General features: G+C 40.9%; 20 protein-coding genes and 1 pseudogene. 8 read left to right on the top strand and 13 right to left on the bottom strand.

The features are described 5' to 3' along the window. The first annotated feature begins 517 nt into the window (after window positions 1-517). Window positions 518-1,438: an AraC family transcriptional regulator gene (locus tag DWU89_RS03965; RefSeq protein WP_115498370.1), complete on the top strand. Its 921-nt coding sequence runs from the start codon at window positions 518-520 to the stop codon at window positions 1,436-1,438. Window positions 1,439-1,448: 10 nt separating this feature from the next. Here the strand turns inward: DWU89_RS03965 and DWU89_RS03960 are convergent, their stop codons facing one another. Both DWU89_RS03960 and typA read right to left on the bottom strand, forming a co-directional pair. Next, window positions 1,449-3,062 carry a dipeptidase gene (locus DWU89_RS03960; RefSeq protein ID WP_115498384.1) on the bottom strand — a complete coding sequence of 538 codons (1,614 nt, stop codon included), beginning with the start codon at window positions 3,060-3,062 and terminating at the stop codon, window positions 1,449-1,451. Between the two features lie 165 nt (window positions 3,063-3,227). Beyond that, a complete protein-coding gene (gene typA, locus DWU89_RS03955; RefSeq protein WP_115498369.1) occupies window positions 3,228-5,024 on the bottom strand; it encodes a translational GTPase TypA in 1,797 nt (598 codons plus the stop codon). 171 nt (window positions 5,025-5,195) lie between these two features. Here typA and rpsO point away from each other — a divergent pair, with 171 nt between their 5' ends. The 6 genes from rpsO to DWU89_RS03925 all read left to right on the top strand — a co-directional run bounded on the left by rpsO (window position 5,196) and on the right by DWU89_RS03925 (window position 11,179). After that, window positions 5,196-5,465 (top strand): 30S ribosomal protein S15, encoded by a 270-nt coding sequence (gene rpsO / locus DWU89_RS03950; RefSeq protein WP_115498368.1) that lies wholly within the window; start codon window positions 5,196-5,198, stop codon window positions 5,463-5,465. A gap of 161 nt (window positions 5,466-5,626) precedes the next feature. Beyond that, a complete protein-coding gene (locus DWU89_RS03945) occupies window positions 5,627-6,211 on the top strand; it encodes a helix-turn-helix domain-containing protein (RefSeq protein ID WP_115498367.1) in 585 nt (194 codons plus the stop codon). A 12-nt stretch (window positions 6,212-6,223) separates the two neighbouring features. Then, window positions 6,224-7,879: an AMP-binding protein gene (locus tag DWU89_RS03940; RefSeq protein WP_115498366.1), complete on the top strand. Its 1,656-nt coding sequence runs from the start codon at window positions 6,224-6,226 to the stop codon at window positions 7,877-7,879. A 44-nt stretch (window positions 7,880-7,923) separates the two neighbouring features. Next, window positions 7,924-9,342 (top strand): adenosylhomocysteinase, encoded by a 1,419-nt coding sequence (gene ahcY, locus DWU89_RS03935; RefSeq protein WP_115498365.1) that lies wholly within the window; start codon window positions 7,924-7,926, stop codon window positions 9,340-9,342. A gap of 62 nt (window positions 9,343-9,404) precedes the next feature. Beyond that, entirely contained in the window at window positions 9,405-10,178 is a 774-nt protein-coding gene (locus DWU89_RS03930) for a class I SAM-dependent methyltransferase (protein ID WP_115498364.1), read from the top strand. 2 nt (window positions 10,179-10,180) lie between these two features. Next, window positions 10,181-11,179 (top strand): glycosyltransferase, encoded by a 999-nt coding sequence (locus tag DWU89_RS03925; RefSeq protein ID WP_115498363.1) that lies wholly within the window; start codon window positions 10,181-10,183, stop codon window positions 11,177-11,179. Window positions 11,180-11,209: 30 nt separating this feature from the next. Here the strand turns inward: DWU89_RS03925 and DWU89_RS03920 are convergent, their stop codons facing one another. Further along, complete coding sequence (locus DWU89_RS03920) at window positions 11,210-13,729, bottom strand: YfhO family protein (RefSeq protein ID WP_115498383.1); 2,520 nt, start codon at window positions 13,727-13,729, stop codon at window positions 11,210-11,212. 25 nt (window positions 13,730-13,754) lie between these two features. Beyond that, the gene (locus DWU89_RS03915) at window positions 13,755-14,513 is read right to left on the bottom strand and encodes a glycosyltransferase family 2 protein (RefSeq protein ID WP_115498362.1); all 759 of its coding nucleotides are present in this window, start codon (window positions 14,511-14,513) and stop codon (window positions 13,755-13,757) included. 20 nt (window positions 14,514-14,533) lie between these two features. Here DWU89_RS03915 and DWU89_RS20990 point away from each other — a divergent pair. Beyond that, window positions 14,534-14,724, top strand: a pseudogene (locus tag DWU89_RS20990) (hypothetical protein). A gap of 60 nt (window positions 14,725-14,784) precedes the next feature. Here the strand turns inward: DWU89_RS20990 and DWU89_RS03905 are convergent. From DWU89_RS03905 to DWU89_RS03865, 9 genes are all read right to left on the bottom strand, one after another. After that, complete coding sequence (locus tag DWU89_RS03905; RefSeq protein WP_115498361.1) at window positions 14,785-16,362, bottom strand: RNA-binding domain-containing protein; 1,578 nt, start codon at window positions 16,360-16,362, stop codon at window positions 14,785-14,787. Between the two features lie 342 nt (window positions 16,363-16,704). Continuing rightward, on the bottom strand, window positions 16,705-17,073 hold the full coding sequence (locus DWU89_RS03900; protein ID WP_262511135.1) for an ATP-binding protein: 369 nt from the start codon (window positions 17,071-17,073) through the stop codon (window positions 16,705-16,707). A 107-nt stretch (window positions 17,074-17,180) separates the two neighbouring features. Continuing rightward, the gene (locus tag DWU89_RS03895; protein WP_115498360.1) at window positions 17,181-17,501 is read right to left on the bottom strand and encodes a helix-turn-helix domain-containing protein; all 321 of its coding nucleotides are present in this window, start codon (window positions 17,499-17,501) and stop codon (window positions 17,181-17,183) included. Between the two features lie 192 nt (window positions 17,502-17,693). Further along, window positions 17,694-18,632, bottom strand: a complete 939-nt coding sequence (locus DWU89_RS03890) for a glycosyltransferase family 2 protein (protein ID WP_115498359.1) — start codon at window positions 18,630-18,632, stop codon at window positions 17,694-17,696. Continuing rightward, on the bottom strand, window positions 18,629-19,036 hold the full coding sequence (locus DWU89_RS03885; protein WP_115498358.1) for a GtrA family protein: 408 nt from the start codon (window positions 19,034-19,036) through the stop codon (window positions 18,629-18,631). Before DWU89_RS03885 ends, DWU89_RS03890 begins: the two co-directional genes overlap by 4 nt. Before the next feature lie 16 nt (window positions 19,037-19,052). After that, window positions 19,053-20,723 carry a DUF6056 family protein gene (locus DWU89_RS03880; protein WP_115498357.1) on the bottom strand — a complete coding sequence of 557 codons (1,671 nt, stop codon included), beginning with the start codon at window positions 20,721-20,723 and terminating at the stop codon, window positions 19,053-19,055. Next, the gene (locus DWU89_RS03875) at window positions 20,710-21,924 is read right to left on the bottom strand and encodes a glycosyltransferase family 4 protein (protein WP_115498356.1); all 1,215 of its coding nucleotides are present in this window, start codon (window positions 21,922-21,924) and stop codon (window positions 20,710-20,712) included. Before DWU89_RS03875 ends, DWU89_RS03880 begins: the two co-directional genes overlap by 14 nt. 229 nt (window positions 21,925-22,153) lie before the next feature. Further along, on the bottom strand, window positions 22,154-23,113 hold the full coding sequence (locus DWU89_RS03870) for a glycosyltransferase family 2 protein (RefSeq protein WP_115498355.1): 960 nt from the start codon (window positions 23,111-23,113) through the stop codon (window positions 22,154-22,156). Beyond that, window positions 23,110-24,210, bottom strand: coding sequence for a DegT/DnrJ/EryC1/StrS family aminotransferase (locus DWU89_RS03865; protein WP_115498354.1), 1,101 nt, complete (start codon window positions 24,208-24,210; stop codon window positions 23,110-23,112). The genes DWU89_RS03870 and DWU89_RS03865 overlap by 4 nt, the downstream gene beginning before the upstream one ends. Window position 24,211 lies beyond the last annotated feature (1 nt).

Genomic DNA, 24,211 nt, shown 5'->3' with positions numbered 1-24,211 from the left:
CCAAATCGCCATTACGACCGTGCCAATCTTCGCGAGGTGCCGAGTGCACTACACATTAGCACGGTCGTAATGGCAAAAAGGACGGTCGTAATTGCTGGAAACGCTCAAAAAAGGCGAAAAAGGCCCTTTTTGAGGCCAAAAAAATAGATTAACATTTGTTTGGTTTCGGAGATCTTTTGAGTCTAAAAAATGCGTTTTATACAATAAGTCCCAGGAAATAAAAAAATGACATTCCTGATATATGCTGGTTTGAACATAAGATTCTCTATTATTTCCAAAAGCGACTATTGGAGAAATTCAATCGAATATCAAATCCTGTTTTTCAGGGATTTCTTTACGAAACAAAAAATCTTACAAACAAGTATATTGCTAAAAAAACAAACAAGTAGCAAAGGAAATTGAAAAATAAATATTATGTTTGCGTGATTAGGATACACTATATATAGTATGATCTTTGCGAGTAAGATGCAAATTTCACATAATAAAATTTCATTCTATAACTTCAAAAAAGCACCAAATGGATTTCGACCGTAGCAAACATAATGTCATAAAGTACTTACCGACAAATAATGATGAAAACATCTGGAGCATGTCTATTAGCGGAATTGGATTTCAATCTATTGACTCAAAAGACAGCTACCCTCTTAAAGGACATCCGATCGGATATACATTCAATCCTGAAAGAGGTAGAATTATCGATGAATTTGCATTAGTCTATATAATAAAAGGAGAAGGGACCTTTTCTTCTATAACCTGTCCGGAAAAAAAGCTCTCCAAAGGTGACGCTTTTTTTCTTTTCCCGGGGCAATGGCATAATTATCAACCCAAACCCAATATCGGATGGGATGAATATTACGTTACATTTCACGGAGAATATTTTGAAAATTTATTAAACAAGATTGTGAATAACGCAAACCCTATATTTCATATTGGTATAAACGATCAAATAGTCAAGCATTTCGGGGAAATGCTTGACTGTGCCAGGGCACAGAGGACTGGATTCCAGGCAGTGTTAGCCGGAATTGTCATGCACACCATAGGTTTGATCTATTCCATCAGCAAAAATCAGGACTCCGGTTCGGCATCCATGCAGAAAATACAGGAAGCCTGTGTCCTGATGCGGGAGAATATCTATGACAAGTTTACTCCCGAGGATGTTGCGGAATCGATTAACATGAGCTATTCCAATTTCAGGAAATCATTCAAACAATATACGGGAATCGCCCCACACCAATACATGTTGCAGCTGAAGCTCAGCAAGATCAAAGATTTGCTAAGTAGTACGGATATGTCCATACAAGACATCGCCATGAAACTGAATTTCGAATCGGCGGATTATTTTTCCTACTTCTTCAGGAGCAAAACGGGCATAAACCCGCTTTCTTATCGAAAAGAAATCGAGAAGCAGCGCGAAAAAGCTCAAAAGAATTTACACTAAGGGATTCCATTCAGAATCCCCGCCCGAACTTATGCCAGAGCTCTCCTTCCATCTCTTCCCAGCAACGCAGAGTGGAATAGATAAAGTCGGACGAATAGCGGGTGAGATAGGCCTTGGCTTCCTCTTCTTTACCTTCTTTAATCAGGGCTGATACTTTATTTTCGATCAGAGGCATCTCGTCTGCCGCTTTTTGCTCAAAAGAAAGAACGGCCGGTTCAATCAACTTACGCCCATGCCCCCAACTAACCTGGGCCAACCGGTTTGTGCGGCGGTATGTCCACAGAGCTGCATCCGGCCGGTAACGTTTATGCCCGCAAACCTTAAAGCTCTCGGGAACATCCGTCATCCCGGCAAACAACGGAACGCGGGGACTTTCTCCCGGATTATCTTCCGACCACCAACAAACACCTCCTATCGCATCCGGCAACCAATCACGACATTGTATCACAAATGAATAAGAGCACCAGACGACAGATATCGTACGTTGTTTCTCGATCTTCCTTTCTTCACCCCGCTGCGCATTCAGGAATTCTAACATGTCGTTCGTCATCCAGTTTTGCGCCAGAGGGCTTTTATAAGTGGTATCACGCTCTATTCCATCTTTATCTTTGATCTTTTTTGTGATCATTATATCTTTTGTCATATCCCACTCCGTACCTTCGTATGTTTCACGCAGCAGGCGGTTGATGTCTGCCAATGACACTTGCCGGTCCGGTTTGACAGACAGAGGAAGTTCCTCCATATCCATCGTCAGATCCAGAGAAGGCGCCAGTGTTTTCAAGACAAAGAAATCACGAATCGTAAAAGGCTTTTTTCCTGTTTCATGGATAACTTTCCAGAATTTGAACGGTTCTTTCCCATCCCAATATCCCAGTTTAAGGGCTTTTTCTTTCAGCCCTTTGCTATACATAAAATTATCTTTATCCTTAAAATCCACATCCGAGATACGGGGCGTATTGGCAGACACCGTCACATGATCGTCCGGTATGCGCCGGGCAACCCATAATGCACTCGGATCATCCGGTCCCGCACCGGTAATCTCAAAAAACCAAAGTTCTTTTTTATCGGCAACTGTCAGGCATTCGCCTCCATCGCGGTAGCCGTATTGTTCAGCCAGGCGTCCCATCAACAGAACGGCTTCACGAGCAGTGCTACAACGTTGCAAGGCTATTCCTTGTAAATCTTCTATATGGAAAAGTCCCTTCGGGTTACGCAGTTCTTTACGTCCTACAATTGTCGTTTCACCCATTGCCAACTGCTTCTCATTCATACAAGGATAGCCAGTGTTCAGATAAGCAAACGTATGAGGGACTTGAGGTATGGAGCCTTTCAAAATTACTCCCAAACGGTCGTTTTTACTTTCGGTATGGCGGAGATCCCAATAGATGTCAACCTTCGCCGTATCCGGCCAATCATGAGCAGGTACAACTTCCATCCAAGTCCGTGAAGTTCCATCACAGGTTTGGGATGTCATAACCGAACCATCGGCTGTAGCCAACTTTCCGGCAGCAATACTTGTACAACTTTCATCCGGATTTGTCAATTCGACTACACGGTCCTGAGCAGAAAGAGATGTAAAGACACAACAGAGGCACACAACTGCCTTAAATACATTTTTCATCATCATTAATTAGCAAAGCTTATCATTTCGGATGGCAAATATAAGATATTCTACGGAAAATCTATTTACGACAACGCCGTGTATATTTTCGACGATGCCAAAAATATTCATGGCAATGTCAAAAACATACACGGCGCCGCCGAAAACAGATTTCTCTTACATTATTGCTTATCTTCCCTGACGCTTACGCTCCAGTTCATCCAAAATGATCTTACGCATACGCATACTGTTCGGCGTAATTTCCACGTATTCATCACCTTTGATATATTCCAGAGCATCTTCCAAACTAAAGACAGTAGGAGGAGCCAAAGATACTTTATCGTCGGAACCGGAAGCACGCATGTTTGTCAGTTTCTTGGACTTCGTTACGTTTACAACCAAATCATTGTCTTTTGTATGTTCGCCAACAACCTGTCCGGCGTAAACCTCTTCCTGTGGAGCGATGAAGAAACGTCCGCGAGACTGCAGGTTATTCAGGGCATAAGCATAAGCCGTGCCTGTCTCCATGGCTATAATGGAACCGTTCGTACGACGTTCGATTTCGCCCTTCCACGGTTGGTATTCAAGGAAGCGGTGCGCCATGATCGCTTCACCGGCAGAAGCAGTCAGAACAGCATTATTCAAACCGATGATACCACGTGAAGGAATCGTAAATTCCAAATGCATACGGTCGTTCTTGCTTTCCATCATCGTCATTTCACCTTTACGCTTGGTTACCATATCGATGATACGGCTGGAACACTCTTCCGGCAGGTTGACTGTCAATTGTTCAACCGGCTCGCATTTCACACCGTCGATCTCCTTAATGATTACCTGCGGCTGGCCGACCTGTAACTCGTAGCCTTCACGTCGCATAGTTTCGATCAACACAGACAAGTGGAGCACACCACGTCCGTAAACCAACCAGGCATCGGCTGAATCTGTCGGAACAACGCGCAATGCGAGGTTCTTATCCAGCTCCTTCATCAAACGGTCGTAGATATGGCGGGATGTCACAAACTTACCGTCTTTTCCGAAGAACGGAGAGTTATTGATGGTAAAGAGCATAGACATTGTCGGCTCGTCGATAGCAATTGTCGGCAACGCTTCCGGCTCGTTTGCATCGGCAATCGTTTCACCGATCTCGAAGCCTTCTACACCGATAACGGCGCAGATATCACCGGACTGGACGGCATCCACCTTTGTACGTCCCAAACCTTCGAATACGTCGATTTCCTTAATCTTGGATTTCACCATCGAGCCGTCACGCTTACACAGCATGATGTCCTGACCTTCGCGCAGTTCTCCACGATGTACGCGACCTACAGCGATACGGCCTACATATTTGGAATAGTCTAATGAAGTAATCAACATCTGTGAAGCTCCTTCCAGAACCGTAGGTTCCGGTATATACTTAATGATAGCATCAAGCACTGCCGTAATATCTTCTTTCGGTTCTCTCCAGTCTTCCGACATCCAACCCTGCTTTGCAGAACCGTAAATAGTCGGGAAATCGAGCTGCTCCTCCGTTGCGTCAAGACTGAACATCAGGTCAAACACCATTTCTTGTACTTCTTCCGGACGGCAGTTCGGCTTGTCTACCTTATTAATCACAACGATCGGTTTCAGCCCGAGCTGGATAGCTTTCTGAAGCACGAAGCGCGTCTGCGGCATCGGGCCTTCAAAAGCATCGACCAACAACAGACAGCCATCGGCCATGTTCAATACGCGTTCCACTTCACCTCCAAAGTCGGCGTGGCCCGGAGTATCGATAATGTTGATTTTATAACCTTTATAATTAATAGAGACATTTTTGGCGAGGATCGTGATCCCTCGTTCGCGTTCCAGGTCGTTGTTATCCAGGAACTGATCCGGCTCTGCCTGTCCTTCACGGAAAAGCTTACCAGCTAATAACATCTTATCCACGAGCGTTGTCTTACCGTGGTCTACGTGCGCGATAATCGCGATGTTTCTAATCTTTTGCATTGAAAACTAATTTATTGGCGACAAAATTACAATAAATTTGCGAGAAGTATATGACAATGGCGCTTCAAAATAAAAAAAGATACTGAAAAAGATTGGTCAATCAAAAAGGAATACCTACCTTTGTCCCCGCTTAGATAACATAGTATTAATTTATTAAAGTACAAAAGAATCATGTTTTTAGATTCAGCAAAGAAAAAAGAACTTTTCGAAAAGTATGGCAAATCTGCTACAAACACAGGTTCAGCAGAAAGCCAGATCGCACTGTTTACAGTACGTATCGCACATTTAACAGAACATCTGAAGGTTAATCACAAAGACCATAGCTCTGAAAGAGCTCTGAAGATGTTGGTAGGTAAACGTCGCCGTTTACTGGACTACCTGATCAAGACTGATATCGAAAGATATCGTACTATCATCAAAGAGCTTGGTATCAGAAAGTAAGAAACAATTTCTTCGCAAGAAGTTACAGAAAAGGATGGTCTCTACGGAGGGCATCCTTTTTTTCTTTTACGAAAGAACTTTGATTAATGAAAAATTAATGTAATTTTGCGCCGTTCAGTTACAAATTAAAAGAATCAACAAACAATAAACGAATAATACTCATGGGAAACAACAAAATCATCGGAGCGAAAATCAAAAGCATCCGTGAATCCAAACAACTTTCTATCGAGGAAGTATCCGAACGCTCAGGCTTAGGCATTGATCAAATAGAACGCATCGAGGGCAACATCGACTTCCCGTCTCTGGCCCCGTTAATCAAGATAGCCCGCGTATTGGGCGTCCGCCTGGGTACATTCCTGGACGATCAGGCCGAACTCGGTCCTGTTATTTGCCGTAAAAAAGACAGCAACGATGCGAACAGTATCGGCTTCAGCAATAACGACAGCAAAGCACGCAAGCACATGGAATATCACTCCTTGTCGCAGGATAAATCCGGACGCCACATGGAGCCGTTCCTGATCGACGTTGCGCCGACAAAAGAAGGTGTCGATTTTGTCCTGTCTACTCACGAAGGGGAAGAGTTCATCTACGTACTGGAAGGCATTCTCGAAATCAACTATGGCAAAAACACCTATATTCTGGAAGAAGGCGACAGCATCTACTATGATTCGATCGTAGCCCACCATGTACACGCCGCTGCCGACAATACGGCGAAAATACTCGGAGTCGTTTACACCCCCTATTAATCCGCAGTCTTTATGGAAATACAATTACAAGATAAAACACTCGGCCAATGGATGGAACACTGGGCCGAGACAACGCCGGACAGGGAATACCTGGTATATTCAGACCGCGACTTGCGTTTCACCTGGAAGGAATTTAACGAACGTGTAGACCGGATGGCAAAAGGCATGCTTTCGATCGGGATCAAGCATGGTACGCATGTCGGCATCTGGGCAACAAATGTTCCGGACTGGCTGACTTTCCTGTATGCAGCAGCCAAGATAGGCGCAGTAGCCGTTACTGTCAATACAAACTATAAGCAAAGCGAGTTGGAGTTTTTAGTTGAAAACGCCGATATCCATACAATGTGTATTACCGATGGCGTATTCGACGGCAGCTATGTCGACATGATGTACACGATGCTTCCGGAACTGAAAGAATCGCAACGCGGTTACCTGAAGAGCAAGCGTTTTCCAGTCCTGAAGAATGTCGTTTACATCGGACAGGAGAAGTACAGAGGGATGTATAACACACCCGAATTGCTGCTCTTAGGAGAAAATGTAAGTGACGAGACTTTAATCGAAGCCAAAAAGTTGGTAACACCGCACGATGTTGTCAACATGCAATACACATCCGGTACAACCGGTTTCCCGAAAGGGGTCATGTTGACTCACTATAACATTGCCAATAATGGTTTGCTGACGGGCGAGCATATGAAATTCACAGGAGAAGACAAACTCTGCTGCTGTGTGCCGCTGTTCCACTGCTTCGGTGTCGTACTGGCATCCATGAATGTCTTGACACACGGCTGCACGCAAGTTATGGTCGAGAAGTTCGATCCGCTGGTTGTGTTGGCTTCTATCCATAAAGAACGTTGTACGGCACTATACGGCGTACCGACCATGTTCATTGCCGAACTGAACCATCCGATGTTCAGCATGTTCGACCTGACTTCCCTGCGTACAGGCATCATGGCTGGTTCTCTCTGCCCTGTCGAGTTGATGAAACAGGTGGAAGAGAAAATGTATATGCGTGTAACAAGCGTGTACGGATTGACTGAGACATCGCCCGGCATGACGCATTCCCGTATCGAAGATCCGGCAGAAGTGCGCTATAATACGGTCGGACATGACTACGAATTTACTGAAGTACGTGTGATTGACCCCGAAACCGGAGAAGAATGTCCGGTTGGCGTACAGGGCGAAATGTGTAACCGGGGTTATAATAACATGAAAGGTTACTATAATAACCCACAGGCAACCGCTGAAGTGATCGACAAGAACGGCTTCCTCCATAGCGGTGACTTAGGCGTGAAAGACGAAAGCGGCAACTACCGGATCACCGGCCGTATCAAAGATATGATTATTCGCGGAGGTGAGAACATCTATCCGCGTGAACTGGAAGAATTCCTTTACCACCTGGAAGGCGTGAAAGATGTACAAGTCGCAGCCGTCCCATCGAAGAAATACGGGGAAGAGGTTGGCGCTTTCATCATTCTGCATGACGGCGTCACAATGACTGAAGATATCGTCAAGGATTTCTGCCGCGGAAAAATCGCCCGCCACAAAATTCCGAAATATATCTTCTTCGTCGATACTTTCCCCATGACCGGTAGCGGAAAGATTCAGAAATTCAAATTGAAAGACTTAGGATTAAAGTTATTGGCAGAGCAAGGGATTACGCCTGTATAAGTTTTTTTACTACCTTTGCAGCATTAACATTTTAGTATCAATTTATGTCACAATTATTTCCAACTAATCTGCCTTATAAAGTAGCAGATATGAGTTTGGCAGAATTCGGTCGCAAGGAAATCGAAATCGCCGAACACGAAATGCCGGGACTTATGGCACTCCGCAAGAAGTACGCCGACCAGAAACCCTTGAAAGGGGCTCGTATCACCGGCTCACTGCACATGACGATTCAGACCGCAGTGTTAATCGAAACATTAGTTGCGTTGGGAGCAGATGTTCGCTGGGCAAGCTGTAACATCTTCTCCACACAGGACCACGCTGCCGCAGCAATCGCTGCCGATGGTGTTCCCGTTTTCGCCTGGAAAGGTGAAACACTGGAAGAATACTGGTGGTGTACCGACATGGCGCTCCGTTTCCCCGACGGTAAAGGTCCGCAGATGATTGTGGATGACGGTGGTGACGCTTCCCTGCTGGTTCACATGGGTTACCGTGCAGAGAACGATGCCGAAACAATCAACCGCAAAGGTAGCAACCATGAAGAACAGGTGATCCTGGATACATTAAACCGTATCCTGGCTGAAGACAATACCCGCTGGCATCGTACAGTAGCCGAAATGAAAGGTGTTTCCGAAGAAACGACAACCGGCGTACACCGTCTGTACCAGATGATGGAAAGAGGCGAGTTGCTGGTTCCGGCTATCAACGTCAATGACTCCGTTACGAAATCCAAATTCGACAACCTCTATGGTTGCCGCGAATCACTGGCTGACGGTATCAAGCGTGCGACGGATGTAATGATCGCCGGTAAAGTGGTAGTAGTTGCCGGATATGGCGATGTCGGTAAAGGTTGCGCCCATTCCATGCGCTCATACGGCGCTCGCGTCCTGGTTACGGAAATCGACCCGATCTGTGCTTTACAGGCTGCTATGGAAGGTTTCGAAGTAACTACAATGGAAGAAGCGGTTAAGGAAGGTAACGTATTTGTTACAACTACCGGCAACTGCGATATCCTGACTATCGAGCATATGGCTCAGATGAAAGACCAGGCTATCGTATGTAACATCGGCCACTTCGACAACGAAATCCAGGTAGACAAGCTGGTAAGCTATCCGAATATCAAGCACACTAACATCAAACCGCAGGTAGACAAATATACTTTCCCAACAGGAAACTCCATCTTCCTGCTGGCAGAAGGTCGTCTGGTCAATTTAGGTTGTGCAACAGGCCATCCTTCTTTCGTCATGAGTAACTCATTCACGAATCAGGTTCTGGCTCAGATGGATTTGTGGACAATGCCTTATGAAATCGGTGTTTACCGCCTGCCTAAACGTTTGGACGAAGAAGTAGCCCGCCTCCACCTGGAACGTATTGGTGTCAAGCTGTCCAAGTTGACACAGAAGCAAGCTGATTATATCGGCGTGCCGGTTGAAGGACCGTACAAAGCTGAACATTACAGATATTAATATCTCTCCGGAAGGAATCTTGTTTAAATCAAGGATTCCTTCCGGATTTCTATTTTGTAGACATGCAAACAAGACACGCAGACAGACAATTATATTTCAAGGAACAAAGTATTACTACACAAAAATATGTAATACCGTTTATCGAAAAACATCGACAGATAACTGCCGAATCCAATATTCTCGAAATAGGTTGTGGTGAAGGCGGTAATATCAAACCGTTCTTAGATCTCGGTTGTAAAGTGACAGGTATCGACATCAACGGAGGTCAGATCGCCATTGCAAAAGATATTTACAGTACACACCCCAACAATAAAAACCTGACACTGATCTGCGAGGATATCTACAAAGTAACAGAACTAAACAACACATTTGATATCATCATTATCCGGGATGTGATAGAACACATCCCAAACCAAGAATTATTCTTGCCTTTTATTAAAAGATTCTTGAATCCTTACGGTATCATTTTTGTTGCTTTTCCTCCTTGGCAGAATCCATTCGGCGGACATCAACAAATATGCGGCAACAAGCTTCTCAGCCATTCACCCTGGATCCATCTATTGCCCCGTCCTGTCTATAAGAAAGTTTTGGAATGGGGTAACGTTAATCCGGACGGACTGTTGGAGATCAAAGATACCGGCATTTCACTGGAACGTTTTCTTTCAATCGTGCATAAAGAAAACTACCAGATACTCGAAGAAGTCCTCTACTTCATCAATCCGAACTACGAAACAAAATTCAATCTCCGTCCCCGGAAACTATGGGGCATATTGAATATCCCTTATATCCGTAATTTCTATACGACCTGCGGGTATTACATTTTAAAGAATTCATAGATATGGCAACATCCCATTTATCCCTGATTATCCCTGTCTACAACCGCCCGAATGAGGTGGAGGAGCTGCTGGACAGTCTTACACGGCAAAGCGAAACAAACTTCGAAGTCGTCATCGTTGAAGATGGCTCCAAAGAAACTTGTGAACATGTTGTCGATGCTTTTAAGGATAAATTGGTTATTTCCTATTACTATATTCCCAACGGAGGCCCCGGAAATGCCCGTAACTACGGAGCAAAACAAAGTAAAGGCGATTATCTGATCGTTCTTGATTCGGATTGCATCCTCCCCCCCGATTACATCAAATCGGTAAACAAAGAATTGCAGGAAACCGGGGCGGACGCTTTCGGAGGACCGGACAAGGCCTCAGACAGCTTTACGGATATCCAAAAAGCCATCAACTACTCCATGACTTCTTTCTTCACCACAGGAGGCATCCGGGGAGGCAAGAAGAAAATGGACAAGTTCTATCCTCGCAGCTTCAATATGGGAATCCGTAAAAGCACATACGAGGCGCTCAACGGCTTTTCCGCCATGCGCTTTGGAGAAGATATAGATTTCAGCATCCGCCTCTTTAAAAACGGATATAAAGTATGCCTGTTCCCATCTGCATGGGTCTATCACAAACGGCGCACAGACTGGCGCAAGTTTTTCCGCCAGGTCTACAATTCGGGTATTGCCCGAATCAATCTGTATAAGAAATATCCGGATTCACTTAAACTGGTCCACCTACTGCCGGCAATCTTTACTTTAGGCGTATTATTCTTCCTGATCGGAAGTATCTTCTGTGCATGGAGTTTATTGCCGCTCGGCCTATTCTGCCTGCTGATTTTTGCAGATTCCACCATACAGAATAAAAGCATTAAGATCGGCTTCCTGTCGATCATTGCATCGTTTATCCAGCTGTTAGGATACGGCTGCGGTTTCCTGGATGCCACATGGAACCGGTTAATCCTAAAAAAAGAGGAGTTTTCGGCATTTCAAAAGACATTCTACAAATAAGGGCGAGAAAACCTCGCCCCTACCATATCCTTATTCTTTATTCTTTTTCCAATACTGCCACCCCGACCAACCGACTGCTGCGATCAACAGCAATAAGATCAGGAATGAGCTATAGGAAGCCACATAAGCAGCCGTGACATAACCTTGCGGTCTGAAGTCGAACACAATCGTATGCTCGCCTGCCGGAACACGCATTCCTCGCAAAATCCAGTCAGCACGGAAATGCGGCACTTCTTTGCCGTCAATCGTTGCCGTCCATCCCGGCTGATAATAGACTTCAGAAAAGACAGCCAATTGTTCCTTATCAGCTTTACTCTTATATGTCAAGCGGTTCGGACGGTATTCTTCCAACACGATTGTCGCTGTTGAATCTTTCTGCGGTACAAATCCTTCCAAATCTTTCTGGAAACGCTTATCGACAACAGCCGTCACTAACGGATTAATTGTATTCAACGCCTCGATCTCGGCATCCGCATTCTCCACAATATCCAGTTTATCCACGAACCACGCATTTCCAAACGCATACGGATTTCTCAACGGCTGCTGCTCCGGATTATAAATAATATAGCGGGTATTCAGCATATTCAAAGAAGGACAAGCCGCCAATGCGGACATCACATCATCTGCCGTCTGTGCCTTCTGTAAAGCCCCGATAATGCCACGCAATTCTCCATCCAGACGATGATCGATCAGTTCCTGATAACGGCGCAGCTTGACAGCATGATAACCGCCAATCGAATGATGATAATAGGAAGTATTCGTCTCCTGCCAGGGATTATTGATATTCAGAACGCGGAAAGTCGAATCCGTATCTTTCAGGATTTCCTCATCGGCCACTGTTTCCTTATACATTTCACTCGGCTGTTGTTTTACAAAATTGCTGTCATTCAAATAGCGGCGGTCCACCGTCCAAAGGTCAGCCAAAATCAGAACTGCCACACCTGCACTCACTACCGTAGCAGCTGTTTTCTTATTCTTCGCTTTCCAGAACCAGACAAGCAAACCGGCTCCCAACAGAATAAAGATCAAAGAGCGCAGTGCATCAGCCGAAGCCAATGAAGCACGGTCCATCAGCAAAGCCGTATAATACCATTCCGGAACCTGATTCTGGAACTGGGCATCATAAGCAGACTGGAAATTCAACAACAAAGACGGCATCAACCAAAGAATCACACAAATACCACCCGTCAAGCCCAACGACCAAAGGAATCCTTTCTTCAACCGGGCCTCGTCCACTTTCTGTGCCAGGATTTCCCGCAATCCCCAAATACCGATAATCGGAAATACCAATCCCGGTATCACCAACGCCATTTCAACTGTACGGAACTTATTATACATCGGCAGATAATGGAACATCAAATCGTTGAAAGCATCGAAGTTACGCCCCAATGCCAGGAAAGTCAGAAAGACAGAACCGGCAAATAGCCACCATTTCATCCGATTCCGGACCACAAACATCCCTAAAACGAACAAGAAACAAACCAACGCCCCGAAATAAACCGGCCCAGAAGTAAAAATCTTATCCCCCCAATATGTGTAAGTCCGCAACTCTTTCCCTACCTGCGCCCCGTTTTTCTTCAATTCTTTATACAACTCGGAAGAACTGTCCAACGTGCCTCCGGAACTTCCGCCATACGTATTCGGCACAAGAACCGTCAGCAGTTCCTTCCATCCGTAACTCCACTGGAAAGCATAATCCTTATCCAGACCGGTAGAAACCTTTTCCACCTTTCCCGAAGCATCAGGCTTAGGCGTCAATTCCGTTGCGCCACGAGTCGAATGCTGGCTCAAATCCCAGTTGGAATACATACCTTGTGCATTAGGCAATACCGCCAAAATGACGCAAGCAACCATAATCAACGAGGTCTTCAACCATTCTCCATAGGCTTTCTCCCGAATTTTCTTAATCACATATCCTATATAGATAAACAGGCAAAGCAATACCAAATAATAGGTAATCTGAATATGCCCGTTCGCTAAAGACAAAGCTACCCCCAACAAGAACAGAACAGCTCCCCACAGGTAAGAACGCCTGAACAACAAAGCCATCCCCGCCAACGTTACCGGCATATATCCAATCACATAAGCCTTCACAATATGCCCGGCCTCTATTATGATGATGTTATACGAAGCAAAAGCAAAGGCAATCGCCCCGGCAATGGCCAGCCACCAGTTCACTCCCATGATACACATCAGAAGATAGAAACTGACCAAACCGACAAAAACCATAGCCGCATCACCATAACCGACCTTTTTCAACCAACCGTCTACAATCGTGTAAGAAGGCATACTCGGCGCAGGCTGTCCATATCCGGTCACATACGGCATTCCCCCGAACATAGCGTCCGACCAGGCACTGAACTCGCCGGGCTGTGCAGTCTTGGCATACTGATCCATCTGGCTATGTCCCATTCCGACAGCCTTGATATTATCACCCTGCATAACCACTTTCCCGTCAAACACCGCCGGTGAAAAATAGACCATCACCAGACCTAAAAACAAGATCAGGGCAACAATGTGTTTTCCCCACTGCTTTAGCAAATCCTTCATATATATGTCATTAAAATTCATACTATCAAACGCGCCCTTTCAGAAGTTTGGCCGTATAGAAACGGACAGCAAACCACCCATGAAGCAAAACCGTAGCAAAAGTACCATAATATTTGCACATAATCGCATATCGTTCTCGCAATGATGCTTTTCTTTGCATCGTACTCGTCCCTCCATCCAGAAAATTGGACAGGGTGAGATGCGTATTATACAACACCCCGGCCTGCTTCATGCAACGGATACACCAGTCAAAATCGGCAGAGTAGCGATATTGTAAATCATATAACGGAGCAATCGTACGTTTTGTTATAAACGACTGGTGACAAACCAACATCCCCATCCGAAAACTCTTCCACGAAAGCATCCGGGGAGCCTTAAGCCGCCTGAGTCCTAACGACCGGCCTTCCTCATCCACAATATTCGTTTCGCCATAGACCACATCCGGCAAAGCCTTCCTCTTTTGTATCAGGGAAGCTACCCGCTGGACCGTATCCGCCGTACATAAAGAATCACCGGCATTGATAAACCAGACATAATCGCCCGTCGCCTTTTGAAGCCCCTTATTCATCGCATCATAAATACCCTTATCCGGTTCGCTCACCCAATAGGCAAACCCCGATTCATACCGTTTGATAATATCGACAGTTCCATCCGTCGACCCGCCGTCTATCACGATATACTCGATATGTGGATACGACTGGCTCAACACGTTCAGAAAAGTCTGTTCCGCCCAACGTGATGCGTTATATGTAATTGTTATGATTGAGAATAAAGGTTGCTGCATATAGACTTAGTGATCTATTTTTGTTTCTGTGCAAAGATAAGAAAGATATTCAAGAGTCAAACAAAACAGGTGTAGGCTTACGCTTTGTCGTGAACTGGAACAAGGAAAAGAATCGCTCCGGTTGGATAAAGTGAACCAGGTCCTTTGCTTATTTGGAAGTGAAGTAGGCGTCGTACCAGTTAACAGGGATGAACGCCAACTAACTTACTAACTAACTTACTAACTAACTTACTAACTAACTAACTAACTAACTTACTAACTAACTTACTAACTACTCTTTACCTGAAAATTGCTCTTTCTTAAGTATTTCAAGGTAGCGCGAGCCTTTTTCCGTAATTCGATAGCCTTGATTAGGATCTTGCAAATTCTCCTTGGTCATTTCTATTAGTCCATAACTTAACAATGTACTTATATATTTCGTTTTATTATAATAATTATCAGAAACATGAATGAACTCCAATATTTCCCCTCTCTTTGCATTATGAGATGCCAGAAAAGACAATACACTTTGATACTTCTGTAAATACTTATATTCAAACCGGATATTGGCTAATTCCTCACGATCTATTTCTCTCATTTCAGGTTCTATAAAATCTTTATGGCAAGGTATTTCGACCAGAAAATAAGTTCGTTCTTCATCCGTTTCAAAAACAGCTCTTTCGGAACGATTGGATTGTAATTCTTTTTGTATAGTAGGAATACCGGTTCCCCGTCCCTCAGTCAAATCCAACTCCTTCAAATAATCTCCCAACTTCCGGTTGCGATATCTACGAGCCCGTATATTATTTCCCGCTTTCAAATCAGAGATATGGATTGACCGATCAGGACCATTATAGCTGATTATCTCTATTTTATCAGGATTAATTACGATTTCAACAGGTTCTCTTTCTTGGTAATTCCTATGATAAAGAGCATTCACAACTGCCTCTTCCAACGCCTGATACGGATAATTATAAAACTTTATTGCTTCCGCCTGATTTGGAACTTTTTTAATTTTCTCTTTAATCACATTCGTTTTCAGATAATTCAACGCTTCTGCAATCATCAAATGCACTGGCCCTTTTATCGAAGGTATCTCAATTATACTCGAAGGATTTTCCATTTTGCCTTCCGGGTAAATTACAATATCAATTTGTGTATAAGGGAAAAATCGATACGGTTCATAATTAAAAAGCATCAAAGCTACATTCTTCGGCAAAACTCTTTCCTGTGGACCGACTATGAGATCCATCCGAGCAAGGATATCCGATAAACTCATACTTTCCAATTGATCCACCAACTTACTTTTTGTTCGGATTAAAAAATCCCGGACCAACGTCCCTGAAATATCATTTATCGTAGCACTCTGATTAACTCTGTCATCGAAAGGTATTTGATTACATAAACTTATCAATTCCTGCTCATTTTCTCCTTTTGCAATAATCGATGACGAATTATAACGGATATAATAATTATAAGTTTTATTTTTTGCCTTCACATCATCCGGAACCTTATAAGGTCGATTTGAGCCACCTGGGACCCAGATCACAAGGACTTTACGATCATCAATCTCTTCAATTGAAACTTTCGGGAAATATACTGGTTCTATCAAATTATTAAACTGCAATATCTCTCTTTGGATCTTATCAATTTGTTCCTCTTCCAACCCACATACAGGACGGGCAGCAATACCGTCTTTCTCTCTGATACCAATAACGATATATCCTCCTCCGATATTGTCAAAATCATTTGCAAAAGCACATATCGTCCGATAGATAGGAGCAGGATTCCACCCTTCTTTAAATTCAATGCGATTGCTTTCTATTGTCCGAGTAGATAGTAGCTGTTCTATATTAATATGCAAGGCCATCCATTTTTAATTATATTATTCAACAATTTTGACTAAACCAGTCCTTTCCATAGATACAGAACAAATATAAGAATTATTAAGTATTCTATATCCTTCCTTTCTGAAATTCAACTTATTTGTCGTTATTTTTCTTTATTTGCGCATAAAACCTTTTTCCATTTAGCCGATTAACATTCATGATAAACTAAAAACACCTATGCTTTGATGACAAAACATAGGTGTTTTTAGTTCAATAGATCCCCCAAAAACGTCTTACTTTACTTTCCAAAATCCATTCTTTCGAGCCCCCACTCTTTCAATAAACATTCCGTCCCTTAAATGTTCTACGATCTTACGAATATATTACTCTGTCAAGTCCAACTGCACAGCCAAATCCGATTGACGTATGTGCGGATCCAGGCGAATCAGATCATACACTTTCTGCTCCATTTCCGTCAACTCATTTATCCGCTCATTTGAAAATATCAGATATAAAAAGCCCATCTTATACTCATAAACAGGAGCGGGTAATCCTTCTTTTATACATGTGTCGATAATCCGTTGCGTCCCTCTCCCCCAACTTTCGATAAAACCAGTTTTATAATTATAAAAGACATCGGCAATCACTTTATTATGTGGCCTTGAAGGATGGGATCTGGATAAATCCTCTACCGTGATATCCTGCAAACGAGCTTCGTTACCAATCACCAACTTATCATCATAAACCCGTATCTGTACTTTCTTACACAGGCATCCCTTTTTCGATCATATTTACTAAATTGATTGGAGGAAGGATAATTGCATTCAAAACTGTACCTTCGGTTTTCGTATGGATGATGTCACACACTCGTGCAGCTACTCGATGAGACGGTACTGACATAAAGCGAATTTTCGCTTTCAATATATTCGTCCACATCTATAAAACTAAACTCCGGTATTTTTCCGATAGCCAAAGACAACTCAACGAATTTACTAATCTTATGATCATAATCACCGGAAAGAAGCTGTGTCACATACCCCTTCGAACAACCGAGATATTCTGCCAACTGTGTCTTATTCATGCCCCGCTTTTGCATAAATACATTTATCTGGCGGTATAATTCCATCTGAAGAGCTGTTGTCCAATATACCGGATTCTTTAATAATTCATCTCGTTTCATCGTTACTTATTTTTCTTGTTGTTCTTTTGATCTTATATATTCGTGTTATAGTGTAAAAGGTTGATGATTATTACACACGAAAGCGAACAAATATTAGAGGTTGAGAATAAAATGATTAAAGTTATTCCGGTATGGAAATGACTTTTGAGTTTATTATAAATCAGTATATTTGTAATGTAAGCCCTCAATAAATTAATTCTTTATTTCTCCACTATATTCCCTAACCACATAAACAGGCCTATTCTTCGTTTCATAGAAAATACGTCCTAAATATTCACCAATAATGCCTAGTGACAGTAATTGTACCCCTCCCAGAAACAAAATAACAATCATCAATGTCGGGAATCCTTGAACAGGATCTCCATATATCAATGTTTTAGCTAAAATATAGCACATATAGATAAAAGCTATAATAGAAATAAAAAAGCCAACAACAGTAGATAACCTAAGAGGTGCTGTTGTAAAAGATGTTATACCCTCTATTGCTAAACTAAATAGACTCCAAAAATTCCATGAAGATGTACCAGCCAAACGATCACATTGTTCAAATTCTATCTCTTTCTTTTTAAAGCCTATCCAACAAAACATACCTTTAGTATACCGTTGGCTCTCACGTAATGTTCTCAATACATCTATACATTTCCGATCCAATAAGCGAAAATCGCCTACATTTTGTAAAATTTCTACTCGTGTTGTTTTCTGTAATATCTTGTAATATAGCAAAGAAAACTGTTTTCTCATCCAGCTCTCTTTTCCTCTACTCTTTCTTTTAGCATACACATCATCATACCCTTCTTCCCAGAGCATTAACATTCCAGGGATCAACTCCGGCGGATGTTGCAGATCTGCATCCATAATGACCATACAATCACCAGTAGCATAATCAAAGCCGGCAAGCATGGCGGCTTCTTTCCCGTAATTACGGGAAAGATCAACATATGAAATCCGTGAGTCCTTATAATGAAGCTGTTTTATTATATGAATCGTATTATCCTTACTCCCATCATTGACAAACAATATTTCCCAACAGTAAGAAACATTTGCATCCATCAGTAGCTTTAGCCTCGCATAAAGAGTGAGTAACGATTCCTGTTCATTATAACAAGGTATCAAGATTGTTACTTTTTTCATATCTTCGTGGATTTAAAGACAAAACGTACTAACAAGAAATTTATCGGTATAACAATCAGAAATACCGGAAACGGAGCAATCTCTTTACCAACTCCTAACCAAATAAATAAATTCAGGAAGAACATATGGAGTAAATAATTAACCCCATGACTCATTCCAAATCCAATTCCTTTTCGAATTGTAGGCTTCACTCCAAATGTAAAATAAGAAGAGAGAGCAAAATTCAACAAGAAACTAACTATATAACCTATCGTATAAGCAACATTTACAGGAACGTAAATATATATCAATAAATAAACACCATAATGAACAATTGTTGCAAAAACTCCAACAATACCAAACTTGATAAATTCACGCCATTGTAATGGCAAATCCTCCCAATAGGTTCCTATGCCTTTTTCCATAATCAAATTTCAACGATTATTCCTGTTGGACCAATCTAATATCCTTAACTTTGACTCCCATATCCATAAAATACGGCTTGTCGATCAAAAGATAATCACCGTGTAATGTCTTCAACCGGGTCACAGCAGAGGAAACCGTCATGGACTCCGGAGGATTTAATCTTTTCACAAATGGACGAAGCATTTTCATATACCAAGGTAGCTCATCTAATTGTATTGCATCAAAAGCATAAAACACGTCATCTTTTTCATAATCAATCGAATCTGGAGCGATTGGCATCACATAAAAATCAATATCAGGTTTTGTATATATATTTTCTAAAACAAAATTTGATTCGTTACAAAAATGATCTGCTTGATACAAATTAACATATATATCTTCTGGCAAAATAACTAAATGCGATTTATGAACATAAAACGCAAGCATACTATTCAAATAATACGCAGGATTATGAGTGAAAAAATAAGCATGTACAAAACGGTTTGAATCATGAGTTGTAAAAAATGTGGCTTGCCTCTTATAAGAAGAAGCTATTACGTCTTCTTTTGATCTCATAGATGCATTAAATATTTCCTGATATAATTTGTAATTAATATTACAAGCTCTCAAGACAGAGGAATAATCAGTAATAAAAAGTAGTACTAAAGCCGGATATAGTATTTTTTTCAGCAGGACAGATTTTACATCTAAATAATCACAAAATATACGTCCTAACAAAATAGCTGAAAATAGTTCAATAAAAAAAACTTGCCGAATAGATTGCAATCCGATCATACAACCAAATAAAAACTCAAAAAGGATAATCCAGCATAAAAGAGTATTTTCTTTCAAAAGTTTTTTTAAACGTAACCTTTTCCTAAAAAACAGATAAATCATTACTACAATTAAGAACGGGAACAATTTGGTATACATCAAAAAACGAACTCTCACAGCCAGAATACTAATAAGATTGCTCTCTTCTAAAGCTCCTTGTGCTCGGTCCCAGATACTCGGAGCAAACAAAACCAATACAGTTCCCAGCCAAAAGCCAACAACTAAAGGTATTATTTTCCCAGTAAACTTTTTATAATCCAAACAGTAATAAATAAATAAAGCACCTGATACACCTGCAGATAATCCCTCATGTGTCCAACCACAAAATACACCTATTAAAAACAGAAAAGGGAAAAGCCAAAATTTATTTAGCCAGCTACTGGGTCTCTTTATTAAGCAAAGAAATAAAACAACAAGTGTTGTAGACCATAAATAATTAAAACTTCCAGCAGTCCATAATAAAGTTTCCCCTGGAACAGGGATAAAAAACCATACTAATAAAAATAAGATAAAAGAAGCAGTCAATTTTCTTTTGTTAGAAATCAAATAACTACCACCATACAAAAGTAAAAGAAAAATCAAAGTATTAAATACATTAAAATAACTTCTACCTAAAATCCCGACAAAGAATTGCTCCCCAAAATGAACAACACTCCGGCCATTAGCTATAAAATAATGGTGGTACTGAGAGATGATAATATCTTTAACAGTAGTTATAGGAGACAAAATATTAGTACCTTCTTCATTAAAAACATATGCATATGGAAAATCATCTGCCATTAAAGGAGTATAAGCAGATAACAGATAGAAAAGGATCCCTGTTATTCCATAAAACAAAATCAAATAATATTTAGCCAACTTATAATCTTTCATCACTATTATGTAATAAATTCTGATACAATGCAAGATATTTCTCTGCAACTATTTGTTCAGCATAATTTTCCTGCACTTTCTTTACACAGGCATCTGAAAGAACTTGAGGATTCGGATTGTTTAAAATCCATTGGATACCATTAGCGAAATCGTTTGCATCCATATAGTTTGCGACATAGCCATTTATTTTATGATCGATCATTTCCGGAATACCACCTATTTCAAATCCAACACAAGGGGTTCCACATGCCATCGATTCCATAATTGTATTCGGTAGGTTTTCCTCTAAGGAAGAGGTTATAAACACATCTACAGCATTATATAGCTCTACAATCTTAGATTCATCAGACAAATAACCCATAGGATGAATCGGCACAGAGAAAAGATTTCGAATATCTTCTTTTACCTGTCCAAAAACAACGAGTTCAATATCTTGATTCTTTATTTCTTGCAAAGCTGCAATCAAATAGTCTATCCCCTTTCGTTTATCCGTAACATTCAACGCCCCAAATAACAAGAGTTTCTTACCTAAAGGCAATCCTAAAGATTGGCGAGCCTGTCCCTGGTCCATAGGATGATAAATATTCATATCAATTGGATTCGGGATCGATAGAACCGTTTTATTTTGCAACAAGCGACTCTGCCTTGCTCGGTTTGCAAGCCATTGACTGCAACCGACAAAAGTCATATTCGCATCTTTATATAAAGCTTGCTTTTTATCAAAAACAAAAGTTGAAAGATCTTTACCCCTTGAGTTCAAGAAGAAACAAGCCTCACACCGTGTTTGAAACTTTTCGCAATCCCTCGCATGATGACAAATACCTGTACAAGGCCACATATCATGCATAGTCCATACAATCGGCTTACCCAGTTTGATAAGTGCCTTTATATCTTTTAATGAAAGAAATCCCTGATTAACCCAATGAAGATGAATAATATCCGCTTCTTTTACCAAAGGATGGTTGGAGACATCCACTCCGGTATTGGCAATGGAAACTGTAAACAGGTTCTTTCTACTCAAATGATTAAACAAAAAAATAATTAACCGCTCCCAATAAAATCGAAAACGGTTTAAGCATGTATCCTCCCGGACAAGTTTATCTACTGGTATTCCACCCTTTCTTAAAGCTTTACCTAAACGTCCGGCTGCTACTGCAGCCCCTCCGGTACGTTCGGATGTATTTAAAATCAGAATATTCATTTACCTTTTATCATTCTCCAATATCTATTTTTACCAGAACCTATTCTTTCTAAAAATTCTTATCTTTTAAAGATTCTATAACTTTTAAATCTATATATATTGTTCTACTTTTCATCCACTTATTCTTAATATCTGACATAAGAAATACACTTTATATTTATCAACAAGAAAAGCTCCTTTTCTATAGACTATTAGGTATGTTATCCACAAATCTGATCAATAAAAAGACTTATTTAGATAAAGACTTTATATATTTACTACGAAATAATAATTGCTTAAGCCTATAAGGTAGTCCTAAAAAAATAAATGCTTTAAGCTGTTTTCTTGTATTCCCAAAATTTCCTATATTAATTACTGTATTCCAGAATAAAGAAAAATAAGTCTTCAAAGACTTATGAAACTGATATACACTCTTTGCACGCAGATACTTCAAAAAACGGAGATCCTTATATGTCAAATCTGCATTATACTGTTCCTCTATGACATCGATTGCTTGAATCATAGATTGCGCAAAATCTATTTCTTTTGTACGGCTTACTATACCAACCCCCATTCGGTAGACAGGATAATACCCATCAATAAACAAAACCTTATCTGTATGAAGGTAACGATCAATCCCCCAAACGAAATCAGAATGAATTCCTATATTTTCAATATAAGCACTTGTTTTATTAAAAGAAGAACGACTTACCAACCCATATCGATCATCTATTAGCCCTCTTAAACGCAAAAAAAGTAAATCCTTATCTTGATATTTCACATTGCTATATCGAATCTCACTTCCATCTTCCAGCAAACTAATTATATTAGGAACAATAATAAAACTGTCTTTATCTGGGTCTAGATTATTTTGCTCTATGCAGCGTACAGCATCCTCAAAATACCCAGGCATAATAAAGTCATCACCAGCCACTGCTGTTATTAAATTTCCATTAAGGTGGCTCTCCGCAAAATTCAGATTTTTAAATATCCCTTGATTTACTTCATGCCGATATGCTTTTATAATATCTGGATAAATTTGTTGATACTCTTGAATAATATTCCACGTTTGATCTGTAGAATGATCATCAAAGATACAAATCTCATAAGGGGAAATAGATTGTCCCAAAACAGATTCTATCGATTGTCTTATATACTTCTCTTGATTATAAGAAACAATATAAACAGATATACGAATTAGATTAATCATACAAATTCATTCAGCTTATTAACAACATATGAAACTTCATCGATTGTCAAAACAGGACTCATCGGCAAGCTCAACTCTTCTCGGTGAATTTGTTCTGTTATAGGAAATAACAAATTATTCCATTCTTTATAGCATTCTTGTTTGTGTGGAGGAATCGGGTAATGAATATTTGTTTGAATATCATTCTTTTCTAAATACTTTTTCAGTTCATCTCTTCTGTTACATCTCACCGGGAAAATATGAAAAACATGAGCATTCCAATTAGGGACTACAGGTATAACAATGAGAGGGTTAACAATATTCTCTATATAGTATTGAGCAATTTTCCTCCTTTGCAATATATCTTCATCTAAATACTTTAGCTTCACATCAAGAATAGCAGCTTGTATTTCATCAATCCGGCTATTACGCCCAGTAAATTGAAATACATACTTCTGAGTAGAACCATAATTTGCTAATGAACGAATAGTCTCAGCTAATTGTTCATCGTTTGTAGTAACAGCACCAGCATCCCCTAAAGCGCCCAAATTTTTACCTGGATAAAAACTATGGCCTGCGGCGTCCCCTAAGGAACCTGTATGCTTATCCAAAAACTTGCAACCATGAGCTTGTGCATTATCTTCTATCAACTTAAGAGAGTATTTACGACATAACTCTCCTATATTAGCTGTATATGCACATTGTCCATACAAATGAACAATCATAATTGCACGTGTCTTTTCTGTTATTACAGCTTCAATTCGAGCATCGTCAATTTGATATGTATCCAAATGAGGTTCTACAAAAACGGGAACAAGTCCATTTTCTGTAATTGCTAAAATAGTTGCAATGAATGTATTGGCAGGAACTATTATTTCATCTCCCTTTTTCATGATGCCTAATTCTATATATGCTCTAAGAATCAAAATTAAAGCATCTAATCCATTTGCAACACCAACGCAGTATTTCGTTCCTATATATTGGGCATAATTTATCTCCAAGGAAGCAACAGCCTCACCCTGTAGATACCATCCCGAATCAATTACCTTTGCAACAGCCTCATGGATCTCATTTGAATATTTATCTGTTATTTTTTTTAACTCCAAGAACTTAATCATT

It is taken from the genome of Parabacteroides acidifaciens (assembly GCF_003363715.1).
Lineage (GTDB): Bacteria > Bacteroidota > Bacteroidia > Bacteroidales > Tannerellaceae > Parabacteroides > Parabacteroides acidifaciens.
This window is presented reverse-complemented; position numbering and strand designations above follow the sequence as displayed.

Coding starts and splice junctions, on each gene's coding strand:
- DWU89_RS03965 (WP_115498370.1), top strand. CDS start 518: ATGGATTTCGACCGTAGCAAACATAATGTCATAAAGTACTTACCGACA.
- DWU89_RS03960 (WP_115498384.1), bottom strand. CDS start 3,062: ATGATGAAAAATGTATTTAAGGCAGTTGTGTGCCTCTGTTGTGTCTTT.
- typA (WP_115498369.1), bottom strand. CDS start 5,024: ATGCAAAAGATTAGAAACATCGCGATTATCGCGCACGTAGACCACGGT.
- rpsO (WP_115498368.1), top strand. CDS start 5,196: ATGTTTTTAGATTCAGCAAAGAAAAAAGAACTTTTCGAAAAGTATGGC.
- DWU89_RS03945 (WP_115498367.1), top strand. CDS start 5,627: ATGGGAAACAACAAAATCATCGGAGCGAAAATCAAAAGCATCCGTGAA.
- DWU89_RS03940 (WP_115498366.1), top strand. CDS start 6,224: ATGGAAATACAATTACAAGATAAAACACTCGGCCAATGGATGGAACAC.
- ahcY (WP_115498365.1), top strand. CDS start 7,924: ATGTCACAATTATTTCCAACTAATCTGCCTTATAAAGTAGCAGATATG.
- DWU89_RS03930 (WP_115498364.1), top strand. CDS start 9,405: ATGCAAACAAGACACGCAGACAGACAATTATATTTCAAGGAACAAAGT.
- DWU89_RS03925 (WP_115498363.1), top strand. CDS start 10,181: ATGGCAACATCCCATTTATCCCTGATTATCCCTGTCTACAACCGCCCG.
- DWU89_RS03920 (WP_115498383.1), bottom strand. CDS start 13,729: ATGAAGGATTTGCTAAAGCAGTGGGGAAAACACATTGTTGCCCTGATC.
- DWU89_RS03915 (WP_115498362.1), bottom strand. CDS start 14,513: ATGCAGCAACCTTTATTCTCAATCATAACAATTACATATAACGCATCA.
- DWU89_RS03905 (WP_115498361.1), bottom strand. CDS start 16,362: ATGGCCTTGCATATTAATATAGAACAGCTACTATCTACTCGGACAATA.
- DWU89_RS03895 (WP_115498360.1), bottom strand. CDS start 17,501: ATGAAACGAGATGAATTATTAAAGAATCCGGTATATTGGACAACAGCT.
- DWU89_RS03890 (WP_115498359.1), bottom strand. CDS start 18,632: ATGAAAAAAGTAACAATCTTGATACCTTGTTATAATGAACAGGAATCG.
- DWU89_RS03885 (WP_115498358.1), bottom strand. CDS start 19,036: ATGGAAAAAGGCATAGGAACCTATTGGGAGGATTTGCCATTACAATGG.
- DWU89_RS03880 (WP_115498357.1), bottom strand. CDS start 20,723: ATGAAAGATTATAAGTTGGCTAAATATTATTTGATTTTGTTTTATGGA.
- DWU89_RS03875 (WP_115498356.1), bottom strand. CDS start 21,924: ATGAATATTCTGATTTTAAATACATCCGAACGTACCGGAGGGGCTGCA.
- DWU89_RS03870 (WP_115498355.1), bottom strand. CDS start 23,113: ATGATTAATCTAATTCGTATATCTGTTTATATTGTTTCTTATAATCAA.
- DWU89_RS03865 (WP_115498354.1), bottom strand. CDS start 24,210: ATGATTAAGTTCTTGGAGTTAAAAAAAATAACAGATAAATATTCAAAT.